13 protein-coding genes are annotated in these 13848 nt (G+C 64.6%); 1 reads left to right on the top strand and 12 read right to left on the bottom strand.

Annotated elements, in window-relative coordinates; translation table 11 throughout:
- Positions 1 to 13 precede the first annotated feature (13 nt).
- From ABDW57_RS08625 to ABDW57_RS08575, 11 genes are all read right to left on the bottom strand, one after another.
- Positions 14 to 2407 (bottom strand): TonB-dependent receptor, encoded by a 2394-nt coding sequence (locus ABDW57_RS08625; RefSeq protein WP_343729796.1) that lies wholly within the window; start codon positions 2405 to 2407, stop codon positions 14 to 16.
- A 65-nt stretch (positions 2408 to 2472) separates the two neighbouring features.
- Positions 2473 to 3024 (bottom strand): rhombosortase, encoded by a 552-nt coding sequence (rrtA, locus tag ABDW57_RS08620; RefSeq protein ID WP_343729795.1) that lies wholly within the window; start codon positions 3022 to 3024, stop codon positions 2473 to 2475.
- Positions 3002 to 3835, bottom strand: a complete 834-nt coding sequence (gene rhlP / locus ABDW57_RS08615; RefSeq protein WP_343729794.1) for a rhombotarget lipoprotein — start codon at positions 3833 to 3835, stop codon at positions 3002 to 3004. Before rhlP ends, rrtA begins: the two co-directional genes overlap by 23 nt.
- Positions 3822 to 4517, bottom strand: a complete 696-nt coding sequence (locus ABDW57_RS08610) for a type II CAAX endopeptidase family protein (protein ID WP_343729793.1) — start codon at positions 4515 to 4517, stop codon at positions 3822 to 3824. The genes rhlP and ABDW57_RS08610 overlap by 14 nt, the downstream gene beginning before the upstream one ends.
- 76 nt (positions 4518 to 4593) lie before the next feature.
- Positions 4594 to 5106, bottom strand: a complete 513-nt coding sequence (locus tag ABDW57_RS08605; protein WP_343729792.1) for a redoxin domain-containing protein — start codon at positions 5104 to 5106, stop codon at positions 4594 to 4596.
- A gap of 9 nt (positions 5107 to 5115) precedes the next feature.
- On the bottom strand, positions 5116 to 5658 hold the full coding sequence (locus ABDW57_RS08600; RefSeq protein ID WP_343729791.1) for a carboxymuconolactone decarboxylase family protein: 543 nt from the start codon (positions 5656 to 5658) through the stop codon (positions 5116 to 5118).
- Positions 5659 to 5693: 35 nt separating this feature from the next.
- On the bottom strand, positions 5694 to 6347 hold the full coding sequence (locus tag ABDW57_RS08595) for a MarR family winged helix-turn-helix transcriptional regulator (protein WP_343729790.1): 654 nt from the start codon (positions 6345 to 6347) through the stop codon (positions 5694 to 5696).
- A 51-nt stretch (positions 6348 to 6398) separates the two neighbouring features.
- Positions 6399 to 8510, bottom strand: coding sequence for a TonB-dependent receptor (locus ABDW57_RS08590; protein WP_343729789.1), 2112 nt, complete (start codon positions 8508 to 8510; stop codon positions 6399 to 6401).
- A gap of 69 nt (positions 8511 to 8579) precedes the next feature.
- Complete coding sequence (locus ABDW57_RS08585) at positions 8580 to 8894, bottom strand: hypothetical protein (RefSeq protein ID WP_343729788.1); 315 nt, start codon at positions 8892 to 8894, stop codon at positions 8580 to 8582.
- 35 nt (positions 8895 to 8929) lie between these two features.
- On the bottom strand, positions 8930 to 9619 hold the full coding sequence (locus ABDW57_RS08580; RefSeq protein WP_343729787.1) for a response regulator transcription factor: 690 nt from the start codon (positions 9617 to 9619) through the stop codon (positions 8930 to 8932).
- Between the two features lie 27 nt (positions 9620 to 9646).
- Complete coding sequence (locus ABDW57_RS08575; RefSeq protein ID WP_343729786.1) at positions 9647 to 9955, bottom strand: hypothetical protein; 309 nt, start codon at positions 9953 to 9955, stop codon at positions 9647 to 9649.
- Positions 9956 to 10159: 204 nt separating this feature from the next.
- On the opposite strand from ABDW57_RS08575, the gene ABDW57_RS08570 reads away from it, so the two are divergent.
- Positions 10160 to 10813: a response regulator transcription factor gene (locus ABDW57_RS08570; protein WP_343729785.1), complete on the top strand. Its 654-nt coding sequence runs from the start codon at positions 10160 to 10162 to the stop codon at positions 10811 to 10813.
- A gap of 9 nt (positions 10814 to 10822) precedes the next feature.
- On the opposite strand, the gene ABDW57_RS08565 is transcribed toward ABDW57_RS08570, so the two are convergent.
- Positions 10823 to 13822 (bottom strand): two-component regulator propeller domain-containing protein, encoded by a 3000-nt coding sequence (locus ABDW57_RS08565; RefSeq protein WP_343729784.1) that lies wholly within the window; start codon positions 13820 to 13822, stop codon positions 10823 to 10825.
- Positions 13823 to 13848: the final 26 nt, after the last annotated feature.

Below are 13848 nucleotides of genomic sequence, written 5' to 3'. Positions count from 1 at the left end.
ATTTTTGATGCCATTACATGCTAGCCCTGAATTCCACGCCGATAGCGCGCGGCGGCGTGATGTTGGCATACGGCGCGCCGTATTGTTCGGTTTGACCTGCCAGCGACTGGATGTAGCGCTGATCGAATACATTATTGACGATGAGCGCCATGCCGTAGCGCGAGCTTGGGCTATCCCAGCCCACCCGCAGGTCAAACTTGCTGGTGGCGGTGCCGGTTTTCAGCCTGGCCGTGCGCAGGCAGCTCAGGTCCGCCGTGTCGCTGTTGCAGCGGGTGGCGCTGGCGTGCGTGCCCTGGAAGTTGACGCTGGCGCGGCCATTGGCGGTCTCCCAGTTCATGTTAATCCCGGCCATGGCGCTCAGGCGCGGTGTGCCGACCGGCTGGCCCCCCAGGTCCAGCGTGACGTTGCCGCTGGCGTCCAGGCGCTGGTAGCGGGTGTAGCTGTGGTCGATGTATTCCAGGCCGCCGAACAGTGTCACGCGCGGCGACAGGCGGATGCGGCCATCGACGTCGAGGCCGTGCGCCTTCTGGTCGCTGGAGATTACGTTATAGGTAGGGATGGTGCCCACGCTGTACAGCTGGATATCCTGCAGGTTCTTGAACTTGTAGGCGAACAGCGAGGCGTTGACGGTGGCGCGGATGTCCGGCAAAGCCAGCTTCACGCCGGCCTCGAAATTGGTCATCTTTTCCGGTTCAAAGCTCGGGTCCCGGCCGGTGCGGCTGGCGGCGGCCGGATTGGGCGGCGTGAAGATGTTAAAGCCGCCAGCCTGGTAGCCGCGCGACAGGGAGGTGAACAGCAAAGTGTCCTTGTTCAGCTTATGGTCCAGCACCAGGCGCGGACTCCAGTCGGTCCAGTCTTTTTCGCGCCTGACCGGCGACGACGCCAGTTGCGCCGCCGTGGCGAAGATCACATTGGACGGGAAGGAAGAGGCATCCAGCCCGGCCAGCGGGCCAAAGCGGTTGAGGAAATCATCCAGTTGCGGCGACACGCGGCCCGGCACATGCCATGTCATGCGCTTGTTGTCTCTGGTGTAGCGCAGGCCGACGGTGGCGTTGGTCTGCGGCGTCAGGTGCCAGATGGTGTCGCCGTAGATTGAAGCGGATTTGGTGCGCACATCGCTGTAGTGGGTTTCATCCCACGAGAACACCGAGCTGGCGCTGATGCCGGGCAGGCCGGCTGCCGCCAGTCCGCCGAACAGCATGGCGAAATTGGGATCGCCGCCGCCGAACTGGCTCAGGGTGTCCAGCGTACCGGTGGTGACATAGGCGCCGGCGTCCTGGTGTTCATTGTTGTGATAGAAGCTCAGGCCAGCGATCCAGTCCAGACGATCGGTCTTGCCGGACAGCTTGAACTCCTGCTGGAAGCTGCGCGCCCGCTTGGCGTCCTGCGTGGTGAGATAGAGATCGGAACGCGCACCGCCGTCGTTGTCGGTCAGATTGTGGGTCTTAAAGCGGCGGTAGGCGGTGATGGCATTGAAGGTCATGCCGGCCAGCGGCGCCTCCAGGCGCAGGGTAGCGCCATCGAACAGGCGGCCTTCGCTGCCTTGCTGGTCGTTGGCCAGTGGCGCGCCCAGCGGGTTGACGAAGTTGGCGGTGTAGGCGGCGTCGTACACGCCGCGATAGCCGGCCAGCGGCAGGGCTGGATCCTTGATGACGCCAAAGGCAGGCCGGCCATACTGTTCCATGTTCTCGTGCTCCCACGAGAATACCAGCCTGGCGGCGTCGAATTCCTTGCGCAGCGAGACGCGGGTGGCCCAGTCCTTGTCGCCGCCGGACTTCTTGCCGGTGGCGGTGTTGTCGACCCAGCCCTCGCTGCCGGCGCGCACCACCACAATGCGGGTGGCCAGGGTGTCGGTGATGGGGAAGTTCAGCATCACGTCGGCGTTGGCGCGGCCGAAGCGGCCGAGTTTCACGTGGGCCGCGGCGTCGACCTCCCTGCCTGGTTCATTGGTGGCGATGGCGATGGCGCCGGCCGCGCTGTTACGGCCGAACAGCGTGCCCTGCGGGCCTTTCACCACTTCGATGCGCTGCACGTCGATAAAGTTCATCAGCGCGCCGCCGGTCTTGCCGGTGTAGACGCCGTCGACATAAATGCCGACCGGCGAATCGGTGGCGATGCCGAAGTCGCCGGCCTGCACGCCGCGGATGCCGAACTGCGGCTGGGTAGGCTCGATGGCGTCCACACTCAGGCCGGGAACGTAGCCGTTCAGGTCCGCCAGATCCTTGGCGCCGATGGCTTCAATATCCTTGCCGGTGACGACCTGCATGGTCATCGGCACGTCCTGCACCAGCTGCTTGCGCGACTGCGCGGTCACCACCACAGACTGCATGTCGTCGGCAGCCCGCGCCGGCGGCACGAAGAAGGCCGCAGCCAGGCTGGCTGCGATAACGGTGCGATGCGTTTTCATGTCGTCCTCCGTTGAAGTATTGCTTAGCGCGGCGCATCGATTATGCCTACAACAATGCCAAATATTCAAGAAGTACCGGCCCGTGTGACGTGTAACGAACACAAACGGGTCAGGAGGAGTGAAGCCATATTGAAAAATGCCCCGAGACTGGCGCCGATGAGATGGGATTGCCATGCCACGCGCACGTCTGGCGGCAGGTCGGACCAGCCGGCGGCGTGGCCGGACGCCTCTGCGGCGATCTTGGTCAGCAGCGCTGCGGCCAGCACCACCAGTGCAGCGCGGCCGCGCATCCCGGCCCTGGGCCACAGCGTGCCGGCCGCCAGCACCACCAGCATCACCGCGATGCCGGAGGCGCCGCGATAGTACAGACACTCCGGCGCCAGCAACAGCAAGCCGGCGCTGATCAGCGGCGCGCCCAAGGCGAGCAGGATGCACAGCCGGCGCCAGCCGAGTGCGGGCAGCGCCACCGCTGCCGCAGCGCCCGCGGTGGCCAGGTCGATTAAGGCATGCTGGAGCGAGTAGTGGACCGCGTGGCAGGTCCACAAGCGCCACGCCTCGCCGGCCAGGATGGCGTGGCGGTCGAACTGCAGCAGTTCAGGCGCGGCGTCGAACGGCATATGCCACGCCACCCAGCAAGGCCGCCAGCGCGAGACTGATCCAGCCCATGCTGCCGCCGCCCTTGTAGCCGGCCTTGTTTTCGACTTTGTAGTTGGTGGTGTCGTTCTTGATGCGCTCACGGAAGCCGTCCAGCTGCGCCTGCAGTTGGGGGATCAGTTCATCGACTGCGCGCTCATAACCTTCGTTTTGCGCCGCGCGCGCTTTCTCGCTGAAGCCGGCCGCGGTGGCGCTGCCTTTCACGCGGCTGGTGCCCGGTGCGCGGAACAGCAGTTTGTGGCTTTGCACGTCGAACACCGAGGCGTCCAGCATGGTCTGGATGTCGTACTGGTCGCCATTGATGATGTAGGCGCCGACGATGGTCCAGTACAGCACTGACAGCGCGTTGCTGTCGTTGAACTGCACCTGGTCGTAGGACAGCAGGGCGATCACCTCCACATCGAACATGCGGCCGACCTGCTCCAGATTGGCGAAGCCGCCCTTGGCTCGCAGGTACTGGGTCGGGATGATTTCGATCTTGCCGATATATTCGTGCCTGGTGAAGGAGTCACGCACGCGCTCCAGCAGTTTCATCTTGCCCGCTTCCGGCAGGCTGGCACCCCAGCCGCCGCCCGGCACAAAGGCGATGCCCACCTTGACCGGAGGGCGCAGCTTGACCACGGTCGGCGTCAGCGACGGCGGCGTCTTGGCGTCCGGGTAGAGGTAATCAACCACGCTGCCAGTGTGCTGGCGGGTGTTCGGGTTGTGCCACAGGGCGCAGCTGCTCAGGCTTGCGGCGGCCAGCATCAGCAGCAGGAGTTTAAGATAGCGCATGGTTTGCTTCCTCTTGTTTGTGGAGTTGGTAGACGCTGATGGCCCCCGTCAGCGGCAGCACGATGTGGATCACCATCAGCCACCACAGGCTGCCGCTGAGGGCATAACCGGCGGCGAACAGCAGCGCCGAGATGATGCTGAGCGTGATCTGTTTGGGATTCTTGTAGCCGTGCGCGGCGCCATAGGCCAGGCCGGACGCCACGACGGCGCCCCAGGTGCCGATGTGGGGCGTGAGCGCCAGCAGCAGGAAACCGCGATACAGCAGCTCCCAGCCGGCACCGATGAACAGCACCAGGACCAGGAACAGGCGCATCTCGGCGGCATTGGTGGGCATGCCAGATTCGCGGCCATTTTCCAGCATGGCGGCGCGCTTCTCGTCATTTATTTTGTGGCTGGTGAGGCAGCTGCCGATCAGCAGTGCGGACATGGCCAGGACTGCAACGATCAGGCACCACAGCGGCGCGCCGGCAGCGGGAAGGGCGATGCCGATGTCGGCGGCGCTGTAGCCGTTCCTCCAGCAGATAAAGAGCAGCACCAGCAGCGTCAGGCCGATATCGCGGACCGAGCGGAGATAACGTGTGACCAGCGGACGTTTGGGTTTGTCGTGCTTGCGCGTGCTGTGCCACAAAGTCCTGCCGGGCAGGATGAAGACGAGGTAAAACGCCAGCGCGAGATCGATCATGTCATGGCCGTGATGAAGATAGTCGGCCGATTATACGTTACGAAATAATCAATCAGGAAGCGCTGGCGGCGACATGCTATCTGATGCTGCACGCGGTATCGTCGCACTGCACCTGCTGCGCGGCGGCGCTTTCCGCCACCAGCTGGCCGATCAGTGCGCCGACCTGCATGTCTTCGGCGCGGCCGAAGTGGCTGAGCCGCAGCCGTCCCTGGCGGTCGATGATGATCAGGGTCGGCGTGCCGCGCAACTGGTACGCTTCCATCGTCAGCGGAATCGGCCCATGGGCCGCAGGCTGGTCTATCGCCACCGGGAAGCCGATGCGGTACTCGTGCACGAAGGCTTCCAGCGCGTCGCGATTCATCACCGCGTGGTGCTCGAACACCGAGTGCAGCCCGAGCACCGCCACGTCCTTCTCTTCAAACGCGGCGCGGATGGTCCTGGCCTGCGGGATGCCGTGCGAAACGCAGCCGGGGCACAGCATCTGGAAGGCGTAGATCACCACGACCTTGCCGCGTAACTGCTGCAGCGACAGCGGTCTGGCAGTGTTCAGCCATGCCGCAACCTGCAGTTCGGGGGCGATAGGGAACATGTCGACTCCTTACTTGGCGCGCAGTTTGACCGACGGGAAGTCCACCGGCACCTTGAACGCCACGTTGACGTAGTTGGTGAACAGGTTGAGCGCCACGTGTGCCAGGATCTCGACGATTTCTTCGTCGTTGAAGCCGGCGTCGCGCAGGGCGCTTACTTCCTCATCCGCGATCTGGGCGCGGTTGTTGACCACGGCCACGGCAAAGCGCAGGGCTGCAGCGGTCTTCGGATCGGCCGACTGGCCGGCCTGGGCGGCGCTCATTTCTTCAGCGGTGGCGCCGGCCTTGCGGCCCAACACGGTGTGCGCGGCCAGACAATATTCGCATTCATTGCGGTCGGCAATGGCAACGGCAATCTGTTCGCCAAGCTTGGCGTTGATGACGCCGCCACCCAGCGCGCCGAACGAGCCCCACATGCTTTTCAGAGCAGCGGTGGAATTGCCTACAGCCTTGAACATATTCGGCGTGGCACCGAAAGCGCCCTGGATCTGCGCCAGCAGTTGTTGACGTTCGCCGGTGGTGTCGGCTGGAGTAACGAGGTTAATACGCGACATGATAGGACTCCTAATTAAATTGGTCAAAAAAAATGTTAAGCGAAGACTTTCCAGTTACGCGCCTTGGCTGCCGGATCGGCCGGCTGGTGTTCAAGGCAGTCCGTGCGCAACAGCGGAACGGACAGCGGCGCATCCACCAAACCACAATGGTGCGGAGCAGGCTTGCCAGGATGGCGGTTCGGTTCGAAGAACCGGCACGACAAACAGGCTCGCATCTCGGGGAAGCGATCTGTCTTTTGCAACTGCGCGATCAGTTTGAACAAGCCGGTGAGAAGTTCCGCCTGCTGCGACGCAGGCAGGGCATCCGCCGCTTGTTCCGCAAAATGCAAAGCGCTGCCGATACGGGCTGCCATGGCCGCACCTTCCGGGGTGAGGAAGAGTGCAGTGGCGCGGCCGTCATCTTCTGCGCGCGCCTTGTACAGCAAACCCTTGGACACCAGAGCCGATACCGAATCGCTTGCGCTGGCTGCGCTGATCGACAACTGCGACGCCAGCCAGGACAAGCGCACCCCCTGCTTGCGGCCTTGAAGCAACTGCAGCATCTCGGCCTGCGTGGGGTTGAGGTTTTCGGCCGTGGCAAACTCCCACATACCGGAGCGCATCACGCTGGCGATGCGCCCGATAGTGGTGACGATGCGCGCTGAAACATCCGGCGTATCCTGCCACGGCTTTTTAGATTTGGTGTCCATGCTTCGTATTATACACAGCAAATCTAAATTAGCAAGGACTCCTAATAATATTTAAAAGCTGGTCGACAGGCCCGCATACAGCGAACGGCGCTCGCCGTACTGCGGCGCGCCCACGCCCACGCCCGAGCCGTCGCGCAGCAGATAAGATTTGTCGAAAGCGTTGATCAGGGCCAGGCGTCCTTCCACCGTGCCGACCGGGGTAGCTTTCCAGGTATGCGTCAGTGCCAGGTTGACGGTGGTGTAGTGCGGCAGGTGGCCGGAGTTCGGCGCGCCGTCGTCCGGCGTCATGCGCAGGCCGCTGCCGTACAGGAAGTCGCCGCTGACCTGCGAATCGCCCCAGTGGTAATGCGCGCCGCCGGACAGCGTCACGGTCTGGTCATGGTCGACGTGGATGTAGTGGTTGGCGATATACGCTAGTTCATCGGGACCGAACAAGGACTGGCCGGAGGTGATGTTGGTGCCTTCGGCCTTTTGCGTGGTCAGGTTCAGGAAGGCGCCCCAGTTCTTCTGGCTGTACACGCCGGACAGCTCCAGTCCTTTGGCGTAGCCGCGGTCATAGTTAAACGGCGACAGAATCAGGGCCTGGCCAAACTGGCCTTCGTCCAGCATGTTGCGGATCCTCTTGTAGTAGGCGTCGGCGGTCAGGGTCAGCGCATCGCTCAGCTGGTGGCTGACGCCAACGTCGAAGTAGTGCGTACGCTCGGACTTGACGTTGTCCGAGACCGGCACTTCCGGCGCATTCGAGGTGCCGGCGTATTTGTCGATGCTCGACTGCGCAGCCAGCTCCTGTGGCGGTGGCGTGAAGTAGCGCGAGTAGCCGGCATGCAGCGCCGTGCCCTTGGCCAGCTGGTAAGCCACGTTGACGCGCGGGCTCCACTGCTGTTCGTTGACAAAGGCGTCTACCTTATCGAAGCGCACGCCGTAGTTGATGGTCAGCGGCGCACCGATATGCCATTCATCCTGCAGGTAGATGCTGGACAGCTTGCCGGTCTTGCTGCTGTTGTCGACGATGGTGCGCGGATCGGTGCTGGCCTGGCTGCCGTCGTCATTCAGGTCGAACACGCCGACGCTGTTGTTGCTGTGGGTGGTCTGGCGGGTGTAGGCCAGGCCGGTGCGCAGGGTATGGGCGCTATTCAGCTTGTAGCTGGCGTCGAACTGCAGGCCGCTGGCCGAATTGGAGCGCAGCGTGTCGGATGCCACGCCGTTGTACGCCAGGTCGCCCACCGGGTCGGGCGTGTAGTGCAGTTCCGAATACTGATGGAAGGCCGATACCTGGTAATTCAGGTCGCCCAGGCTTTTTTGCAGGGACAGTACCAGGAAGCGATTCAGCTCGCGCTGGCGCTGGTCCAACTGCGCGGAATCGGGCGGGGTCACGCCGGTGATGGCGTAGGACGGCTGCTGATCCGGATTGTTCGGAATCTGGAAGCGGCCATTGTAGGTGCCGAACATCAGGCCAAGACGGGTGCTGTCATCGACGAAGTAGGACAGGCTGCCGAAGGACTTGGCCTGTTTGGTGCGGTCGTGCAGGGCGCTGGTGGTGGGCAGCGGATTTTCGATGCCAAGGTTGTTCGACAGGTAGCTGCCGGACAGGTAGTAATTGAACGCGCCCTGCGCGCCGAAGAATTCCGCGCTCGGCTCGACGTGGTCATGGCTGCCGACCAAAATGCCGATACGGCCGCCGCTGCCCGGCTGGCCTTCCTTGGTCTGGATGTCGACAATGCCGGCGGTGCGCAGGCCGAATTGCGCCGGCAGCGCGCCGGTAATGAAGTCGGTCGATGCCACGAAGCGGGTATCGATCGACTGGCCAAAGCCGCTGATCGATTCCGGCAGCTGCACGCCGTTGACGCGGTACTGCACGTTGGCGTGGTCGTCGCGCACGTGGATCGAGCCCGAGGCCTTGGAATCCTGGCTCACGCCCGGCAGGCGCAGCAGCACTTCATTGAAGGGCGTGTTGTCGCCCTGGCCCAGTTGGTCGATCATGTGCTTGTCGATGCTGTAGACGGTGGTGCCGACGTTGGGCGACAGATCGATGCGCGCGCTTTTCAGGTGGGCGGTGACGTCCACTTGCGGGATCACGGCATCATCGTCCGCATGGACGTGCTGGGCGTAGAAGACGGCTGCGATCAGCAGGGGCAGGGTACGGAGTTGTGGCTTGCGTTGCATGTTAAATCCTTGAATATGTTCAGACGTGCGCAGGCAGCGCCCGCACAGGGCGCAAGCGTGCGATGAGATTCAGATGGAAGCAGCAGCAACGCCGGGCGGCGCGTGGGAAGGCGGAGTGAGATAGCTGGTTTGCGCGGCGCGCACCACGGTTGGCGGCGCCAGTACCGGCAGGCTGGCTGGCGGCGCCAGCGGCGCGACCGACACCGTTGCCGGCGGTACGCCGCCCGCCGGCAAATGCACCACCGAGCAGGCGGCGCAATCAGGTTCGTGTTCGGTGTAGGCGTGGGTATGGGAGTTGGCTCCCAGCAGTTGCAGCGCCAGGAACAGCAGCACGAAAAACATCATGACGCGCTGGTAGCGCGTCTGACGTTGGGAGGTGCTCATGTTGATGGTCTGGGCCTGCATCCCATAATTTTACATCAATGCGGCTGATTCAGGTACGAGTCGCTCACCAGCCCGCGGCGGGTGGCCAGCACCACCGCATGGGTGCGTGCTGTTGCGCCCAGCTTGTCAAACAGGCCCTTGACGTGGGTCTTGACGGTGCCCACGCCGATGCCAAGTTCACGCGCGATCGACTTGTTGCATTGGCCCTGGGCCAGCAGTTGCAGCACGTCGGTCTCGCGGCTGGTCAGGCCGATGCGGGTAAAGCTGTCGGCCACGCAGCGGCTCAGTTCCGCGCTCAGGTAGCGCGTACCGCGGCTCAGGGCCCGCACGGCGGTCAGCAGTTGTTCGGTATCGGCGTTTTGCAGCAGGTAGCCATGCACGCCGGCCATCATGGCGGTGCGCACTTCCCACTCGCGTTCCAGCTGGGTGACGATCAGGACGCGCGGCTGGGCCTCGCCGTGGTGGGCGCTGGCGCTGCGGCGCATGTGTTCCAGGCCGCCGCGGTGGTCGAGGATGATGACGTCGGCGGCGGCAAGGGAGGCGGTATCGCCGGCGATGATCTGCATGTCTTCGTGCGCGCCGAGCAGCGCGGCCAGGCCGGCGCTGACAATCGCGTCCGCGTGCGCGATCTGCACGCGCACCTTGTCGCCTTGCTGGGCGACGGTATTGGTGTTAGCGGCGCCGCCAACGGCGGTCTGTGGCCAGGTTCGGGTATCCACTCGCATGTCACTCTCCTAAAAATGAAAACTCAATCATTCGCTGTTCATCGGGTCGTGCGGCACGATCAGGCGGCGGCGTCCGAATACGCGCGCGTCCACCGAATAGCCGCCGGCGCCCAGCAGTACCAGTGCGATCGCCGTCACCATGGCAATCATCAGCGTGGCCGCATGCTGCCAGTTCGCGTGCAGCATGCACGCCACCTGGAAGCCGCCGCTGACCAGCGCCGCCACCGGCGTCAGGAAGCCGGCTGTCAACGCCAGCACCAGCACCAGCTCCAGCACCACCAGCCACCAGGGCGTGACGCCGCCGCAGCCGCTTTCCAGCAACAGCTGCAAACCCACCGCTGCCCTTAGTATCAAGAGGCCGGCACCCGCGCTACCGCGCGGAAAACTGGAACTGAATCCCCGCATGAACAGAAGGTTAAGCTTTCCAACCGGTTTTGCCACGCCCCGATCCGGGAGTATGCCCCTACCCAGATGGAGGTATAGCCAGCCACTTGCATTTGTGGCATGCTTGGGGCCAGATGTCAGAACTTTATTCGCGAGATGCCCATGAACCCGCCGCCTATCACCATCCTGAGCGTGGATGATCATCCGATGTTCCGGGAAGGCATAGCCAGCGTGATTGCCGACGAAGACGATATGCAGCTGGTGGAAGAAGCCACCAATGGCGTGCAGGCGGTGGACGCCTACCGCCGCCTGCAGCCGGACGTCACCCTGATGGACATCCAGATGCCGGAGATGAATGGCATCGACGCCACCATCGCCATCCGCAAGGAATTCCCCAACGCCCGCATCGTGGTGCTGACCACCTACGAGGGCGACGTGCTGGCGCAGCGCGCGATCGCCGCCGGCGCCGCCGGCTATCTGTTAAAGAGCATGCTGCGCAAGGAGTTGCTGGCCACCATCCGCTGTGTGCACGAAGGACGTCGCAGCATTCCGGCCGCTGTCGCCAGCGGCATTGCCGAGCATTGGCATGAGGGAGCGCTGAGCAAGCGCGAGGTGGAAGTGCTGCAGCTGGTGGCAGGAGGCCAGAGCAACAAGCGCATCGGCATGCACCTGGCGATTTCCGAGGAGACGGTCAAGGTGCACATGAAGAGCATCCTGGCCAAGCTGAATGCCAGCGACCGCACGCATGCCGTCACGCTGGCGATCGAACGCGGCATCCTCGACCTGCACGCCTGCGGCGTGATTCAATAAGCTGAATAGCTAAGCGGCTTCCCGCAGCAGCCAGCGGCGCAGCGCGCCGCGCCGGCGCTGATACGCAGCCGCCGCCGGCACCCGCACCTGCACCACTGTGCCGAGCGCGAAGCGGCACCACAAATCCAGCGTGGCGTCGATCTTGGCGGCGCGCTCGCGCATGCCGATCAGACCCCAATGGCCGGGCAGCTCGCCAGCTGCCAGCACATCATCGGGGATGCCGCGGCCATCGTCGCGCACTTCCAGTGTGACGTGGTCGCGTCCATAGCCCAGTTCCAGCTCGATGCGGCAGGCGCCGGCGTGGCGGAAGGCATTCAGCAGCGCCTCGCGGCCAATGTGGAACAGATGCTCGCCGGCGTGATCGGTGAGGGCCGACAGCTGGCCGGTGACGATCAGTGCGAAGTCGGCAGCGTGTTCCTCGCGCAGCTTCTGTCCCAGTTCGCTGAACAGGCGCGGCAAGTCATGCTGCCACGCGCCCACGCTGCGCAAGCCGCTGACCTGTTCGCGGCCTTCGGCCAGCACTTCGTCGGCCTGGTTGAGGATTTTTTCGACCAGCTGATATGCCTCGCCGCCGGGCGGCAGGCGCTTGAGCAGCGTCTGCACGCGCAGCATCAGTCCCTGCACGCTTTGCAGGAAGGTGTCGTGCAGGGCGCGGGCGATGCGTTCACGTTCATCGGCGCGGTCTTCGAGACCGCGCCGCAGCTGGTTGGTCACATGCTGCAGGCGCAGACGGTAAGCCACCCACAGCATCAGGCCGAGCGCGATGGCGCACAACAGCTTGAACCAGATGGTTTCGATAAACGTGGGCGGAATGCTGAACGCCAGTTGCGCTTCCTGCGGATTCCATACGCCGTCCTCGTTGGCGGCCATCACGCGGAAGCGGTAATGGCCGGGATCGAGGTTGGTGTAGAAGGCCTGGCGCCGGGTGCCGGGGTCTTGCCAGTCGTTGTCCACGCCGTCCAGACGATAGCGGAAGCGCACCCGCTCCGGCACGCCCAGGCTGAGCGCCGTGTAGTCGAGCCGCAGGCTGCTGGTGGCGTGCGGCAGCTCCAGACCGGGCAGGGGGCTGTAGCGCTGCTCCCCGATCGCCACACCCTGCACCATCACCGCCGGCGGCACCGGGTTGCGCGTGATGCGCGACGGATCGATCCAGTTGATGCGGTTGGCGGTGGCCATCCACAGCAGGCCGTCGTCACCCAGCACCAGCGAAGGCATGGGACGCAGCTGCGAGGCTGCGCCCAGCAGGCCGTCGTGGGCGTCAAAGCGCTCGTACTCCACTTCATGGCCGCTCGCGCGCCGGGTCAGCGCCACCTGCTCCGCGCTGACGCGGCTCAGGCCCTCGGTACCAAACAGCCACAGGTCGCCATGCGCGGTCAGCGCGATGCCGGATACGCCGCGGAAGGTCTCGCCCTTGCGGCCATGCAGCGGAACGAAGCGTTGGCCGTCAAACCATGCCACGCCGCGTTCACCGCCGGCCCATAGCTGCTTGTCGTGGCGGTGCATGGTCAGTACATTGCCCAGTTCTACCCCTTGCTCGACGCCGAAGATGGTGCTCTTGCCGTTGGCGATGCGGACAATGTGATTGCGGATGTAGCCTGCCCACAGCGCGCCATCGCCGCCGTCGGCCAGGCAGATGGGGAACTGGTCTTCCGTGGCCGGCGCGGCCAGCGGCAGGGCGGTCTGGCGCTGCCACTGGCCATCCTTCAGCAGGTACAGCCCTTCGCGCACCACCGAGACCCACAAGCCGCCGCCGGCCGCGCGGCTCATGGCCTGCACTTCGTAGCTGCGGGCTTCCGGCGGCAGCGGATAGCGTTCCACGCGGCCGCCATCCACGCTCCATACCTCGTCGTCATTGCCGGCCCAGAGCACGCCGTCAGGGTCGCGGTACAGCGCGGAAATGTGCCCCGACAGCACCCTGCGCCGCTCGCCCTCCGGTCCCAGCGCATGCAGTGCGCCGGCCCGGTCGCCGGCCCAGACGCCGCCGCCATTGACCGGGGCGATTGCCGGATGGTTGAAAATGGTTTGCAGCGGCAGTGTCAGCAAGCGGTTGCGGCGGAAGCGGTTCAAGCCGGCCGAGGTGCCGATCCAGACATTGCCCTCGCGATCCTGGAAAAAGCTTTGCGGCAGGCCGCCGCTCAGGTCCTGCTGCTGACCGGCTTCGCTGCTGCCGGCACTGCGTCGTTCCATGCCGCCAGCGCGGAACAGCCACATATTGCCGTCACGGTCGTAGTACATATTGGTGCCGCTGAGCGCCGGCCTGGCGGCCGCCCCGCCGGCCGGCGCTTCCGGCTGCATGCGGTAGTAGCTGTCGACATCCGAGGCCCACACGGCGCCATCCGGCGCCAATGCCATGCCGCGCAAATCACCATGCGGCCAGGCCTGCCGGAACGGCGCGCGCTGGTCGGCGCGGCTGTAGATCCCGCCCTGCATGGCCACCCATTGCCGCCCGCTGCGGTCGAACAGCACTTGCCGCGCGCGCCGCTGCGGCAGGCCGGCTTCCGCGCCGACGGTGACGAAGCGGTCGCCATCAAGCCGGGCCAGGCCGTCGCGCGCGGCCACCCACAACGCGCCGTCCGGCCCCCGTGCGATACTGGTGATGGCGCCGGCCGGCAATCCCTGTCCGGCGGCGTAGTGGCGCGCCTGGCCGTTGTGAAAGTAGCTGATGCCGCCGCCCGTGCGGTAGCCGACCCACAAGCCGCCTTCGGGCGGCGCATACAGGGTGCGCACGTTGGAGGACAGCAGGGCGTGGCCTTCTACGCTGTCCACCCGTTCGTATTGGCGGCCATCGAAGCGGTACAAGCCGGTGCCCGCGGCCAGCCATAACCAGCCGTCGCGGGTCTGGGTGATGTTGAGAATGTCGACCGGCGCGCTGTCAAGCGCGCTCCACGCGGTGTGGGTGTATTGTTCCTGCAGGCGCGAGGCCGGCTGCTGGGCGGGTGACGGCGCGCACCATAACAAGCCGCAAAAGGCTGCGGCATGCAGGAGCAGGGATGCGCGTGCTGTCGTCATCTGGTCATTTTAGCACCTATCCAACC

It is taken from the genome of Duganella sp. (assembly GCF_039595735.1).
Lineage (GTDB): Bacteria > Pseudomonadota > Gammaproteobacteria > Burkholderiales > Burkholderiaceae_D > Rugamonas.
Note: the sequence above shows the minus strand (reverse complement) of the source record. Positions and strands in the feature narration are given on the sequence as shown.

What these genes read in the sequence shown, in the direction of transcription:
- ABDW57_RS08625 (WP_343729796.1), bottom strand. Translation starts at nt 2,407, where the DNA reads ATGAAAACGCATCGCACCGTTATCGCAGCCAGCCTGGCTGCGGCCTTC.
- rrtA (WP_343729795.1), bottom strand. Translation starts at nt 3,024, where the DNA reads ATGCCGTTCGACGCCGCGCCTGAACTGCTGCAGTTCGACCGCCACGCC.
- rhlP (WP_343729794.1), bottom strand. Translation starts at nt 3,835, where the DNA reads ATGCGCTATCTTAAACTCCTGCTGCTGATGCTGGCCGCCGCAAGCCTG.
- ABDW57_RS08610 (WP_343729793.1), bottom strand. Translation starts at nt 4,517, where the DNA reads ATGATCGATCTCGCGCTGGCGTTTTACCTCGTCTTCATCCTGCCCGGC.
- ABDW57_RS08605 (WP_343729792.1), bottom strand. Translation starts at nt 5,106, where the DNA reads ATGTTCCCTATCGCCCCCGAACTGCAGGTTGCGGCATGGCTGAACACT.
- ABDW57_RS08600 (WP_343729791.1), bottom strand. Translation starts at nt 5,658, where the DNA reads ATGTCGCGTATTAACCTCGTTACTCCAGCCGACACCACCGGCGAACGT.
- ABDW57_RS08595 (WP_343729790.1), bottom strand. Translation starts at nt 6,347, where the DNA reads ATGGACACCAAATCTAAAAAGCCGTGGCAGGATACGCCGGATGTTTCA.
- ABDW57_RS08590 (WP_343729789.1), bottom strand. Translation starts at nt 8,510, where the DNA reads ATGCAACGCAAGCCACAACTCCGTACCCTGCCCCTGCTGATCGCAGCC.
- ABDW57_RS08585 (WP_343729788.1), bottom strand. Translation starts at nt 8,894, where the DNA reads ATGAGCACCTCCCAACGTCAGACGCGCTACCAGCGCGTCATGATGTTT.
- ABDW57_RS08580 (WP_343729787.1), bottom strand. Translation starts at nt 9,619, where the DNA reads ATGCGAGTGGATACCCGAACCTGGCCACAGACCGCCGTTGGCGGCGCC.
- ABDW57_RS08570 (WP_343729785.1), top strand. Translation starts at nt 10,160, where the DNA reads ATGCCCATGAACCCGCCGCCTATCACCATCCTGAGCGTGGATGATCAT.
- ABDW57_RS08565 (WP_343729784.1), bottom strand. Translation starts at nt 13,822, where the DNA reads ATGACGACAGCACGCGCATCCCTGCTCCTGCATGCCGCAGCCTTTTGC.